At 56.1% G+C, this 2,844-nt stretch carries 3 protein-coding genes; all 3 read left to right on the top strand.

The genetic code is table 11. The features are described 5' to 3' along the window. On the top strand, positions 1-478 hold a 478-nt coding region (locus ACXJKR_RS28895; RefSeq protein WP_457325774.1), incomplete at its 5' end, for an integrase core domain-containing protein. Positions 479-778: 300 nt separating this feature from the next. Then, a complete protein-coding gene (locus ACXJKR_RS28900) occupies positions 779-1,264 on the top strand; it encodes a hypothetical protein (RefSeq protein ID WP_457325775.1) in 486 nt (161 codons plus the stop codon). Next, positions 1,251-2,111: a YecA family protein gene (locus ACXJKR_RS28905; RefSeq protein WP_457325776.1), complete on the top strand. Its 861-nt coding sequence runs from the start codon at positions 1,251-1,253 to the stop codon at positions 2,109-2,111. The genes ACXJKR_RS28900 and ACXJKR_RS28905 overlap by 14 nt, the downstream gene beginning before the upstream one ends. Positions 2,112-2,844 lie beyond the last annotated feature (733 nt).

Here is a 2,844-nt window from a genome sequence, read left to right on the forward strand (position 1 = left end):
GCGCCTGAAGTGCCTCACCGTTGCCGACGACTTCAGCCACGAGGCCGTGGACATCGCGGTGGACTACGGCATCAGTGGCCAGTACGTGGTCCGGCTGCTGGATCAGGCTGCGCGGTTCCGCGGCTACCCAGCCGCCGTAAGAACAGACAACGGGCCGGAGTTCACCAGCAGGCCCTTCATCGCATGGGCGCAAAGCCACGCCATCCGACACATCCTGATCGAGCCTGGTCGCCCCATGCAGAACGGCTACATCGAGAGCTTCAATGGCCGGTTCCGGGACGAATGCCTGAACGAGCATTGGTTCGAGACATTGAAGCAGGCCCGGATTGAGATCRCCGCCTGGCGGCGCGACTACAACGAGGTCCGTCCGCACAGCAGCATCGGACGAATACCRCCGGCGCAATTTGCTGAGCGGCACCGCAGCAACGCGGCCGCTCCTGCCCAGCACGCCGGACCCATCAACACAGAGATCCAGTAACCTTCAACCAGGACTCCGACCTATTCATTGGCACGGCGGTTGGGGGCAGGTCAAGAGAGCAAAACGAGAAAGCGGCCCCGGGCTACGCCCGAGGCCTGAACCGCTGTCCGCGGCCTGCTCAGGGAGGAAAAGCAGGGGCTTGCGCCGGCACGAACTGTAGTTGCGCATTCGCTCGCACGCTATCCATGCATACACCTGCCCCTACCAGCTTTGTACGGCGCCGTGTGATGACGCAAGGGCGGCAAGGGGCGATGATCAACAGCGTTGCATCTTCAATGGCAATCAGCCTACTTGGATCCTATGACTGACCACTTCCAAGACGAGACCGTCATGCGAGTTTCCTCAGTAGAGGACGACGCCGCATATCGCGCTTTTTCTGCACGTTCCTCTGAGGGAATAAGCCTCGTTCCAAATCATGAGGGCCACATGGAAGCGGACGTAAGCGACTTCGTCAAATGGCTTCGCAAGGATCATCCAGATCTATCCGTTATTTACCCCGAGCGTACAACTAAGCTGGTATTGCACGGCGCTGATGTTTGGCTGCCTCTCGTATTCGTAGCGGGCGACACAGCGGTTCAAGTATTTCTGAACATGCTAGCCAGCTATCTCTACGATAAAGCAAAGGGTGCGCTACGAAACGACAATCCGAAAGTCCACGTATCGGTGATGTATCAGAACAAACGCGAGGGCATCACCAAGAAATTTGATTTTACCGGCGATGCTGAGGCCTTAGGAAAAGCGGTTAAGCGCTTTGACCTAAACAATTTCTTCGATGAATCCCCTTAATTCGCCAATCGGACTCACCCTTCTAGGCGAATTTCAACGGCCGCTGAGAGAATTCATTCGAGCGGTGGAAGCATCGCCTCGGATCGACCGCTCACCGGATTTAACACCCATCCGAGAACGGATTATTCATGAGCGCAACGCTCACAGCGAAGATAAAACGGACGACGCACTTAATGATCTATACATCCTAAATGTATACCTAAACTTTTTTGAATCGTACGGCCTTTTTTGGCGCAAGATAGCATTCAATCACTATTCCAAGTCCTGGGACGATCTTCAGAATGCATTCGATGCACTCCGTTTGATATACCAATTCTCCGCCATTAAAATAACGACGCTAGAGCATCAGCTGTACGCCATCGAAGAACTCTATCCGTATAAGCTATTCTGCAGTATCGGCGCAGTCGTAGAAAGTTTTGAATGCAGCATCTGTGGCAAGGACATAGATGGCATGGATTGCAGCCACCGTAGAGGTCAACTGTATCGGGGCCAGAGAGCGGTCGCCATTGCGAAGAACATCAAACACCTTGATCACATCGCGCTTGTAAAAAATCCGGTCGATAAGCGCTGCGTGATCAGCTACGACGACAAAGCGCCCGCTTTTGATGGCGTTCGCGCTTTAGCCGACTTTATTTCAAACGGGAAATTCCAGATTTCTCAGTTTGTCGGCGTGCGCTGGAGTAAACGGCAGGTATTGGACGTGGGAGTGCGCGGCCTGGGTAGAAACGCGCGTTGCCACTGCAGCAGCGGTGCCAAATATAAGAAATGCTGCCTTGGCAAACTTCGCGAGATAGATCACATCGATTTCCTCGGCGGCGGCACGCTGTTTGAACAGCCGTTGGCCTAACGCCGCATACACGATGCCTAGGCCGTGACTCACCCGCTAGTTGAAGGCGAAGCCCTGGACTGGCAGCAGCGGTGTCTGGCGGGTTGGAGCGAAGCTGGACCTCCGGCTGTCTTGGGAACCAAGTCAGCGGACTTTCCGAAGTTTGCTTGCAAATTTCGGTCGCCGCAGCGCCGTCCAGCCCAACGGCAATGCGTGACTGGTGGTGCCTCGAACCGGGGTCGAACCGGTACGCGCCCTCACGGGTTAGCGGCGGATTTTCGTACCCACTACAGCTTTCGCTGCCGCAGCCAAGCTGCGTTTGGGGTCTGGAATGCGCCTTGGCCGTGGCGCTGCTAGCGCTGTAGGCCCCCGCCGTCCACTCTCTACACCTTCCCCTTGCAGGGCTTGGCTCGGCGTTGCCTCGGGCGCCTGGCCCAGGGGGTTCACCGACTTTGACGGGATTCACACCAGAGGTTTCCCGCCTGGGTGCTCAAATTTTGTTCAAGTCCGCTGTGTCTACCAATTTCACCATCGAGGCACAGGGGCAGTTTACGTGATGCAGTCGCTGGCGCGTTGCGCTTCAATGCAGTGATTGTCCCTCCGCCTTTTTATGGCCGCGCCATGCCACTTGCACGGGTCGTCTTTGCACAAACGCGGCAAACAAACCCCTGCGTGTCAGAGGCTGCGCGCAAAGTGCCAAAGAAAACGGGAGATCCGACTGATCGAATCTCCCGTGAATTGGAGCGGGTAACGA

Source organism: Roseateles sp. P5_E11, assembly GCF_054049355.1.

What these genes read in the sequence shown, in the direction of transcription:
- ACXJKR_RS28900 (WP_457325775.1), top strand. Translation starts at nt 779, where the DNA reads ATGACTGACCACTTCCAAGACGAGACCGTCATGCGAGTTTCCTCAGTA.
- ACXJKR_RS28905 (WP_457325776.1), top strand. Translation starts at nt 1,251, where the DNA reads ATGAATCCCCTTAATTCGCCAATCGGACTCACCCTTCTAGGCGAATTT.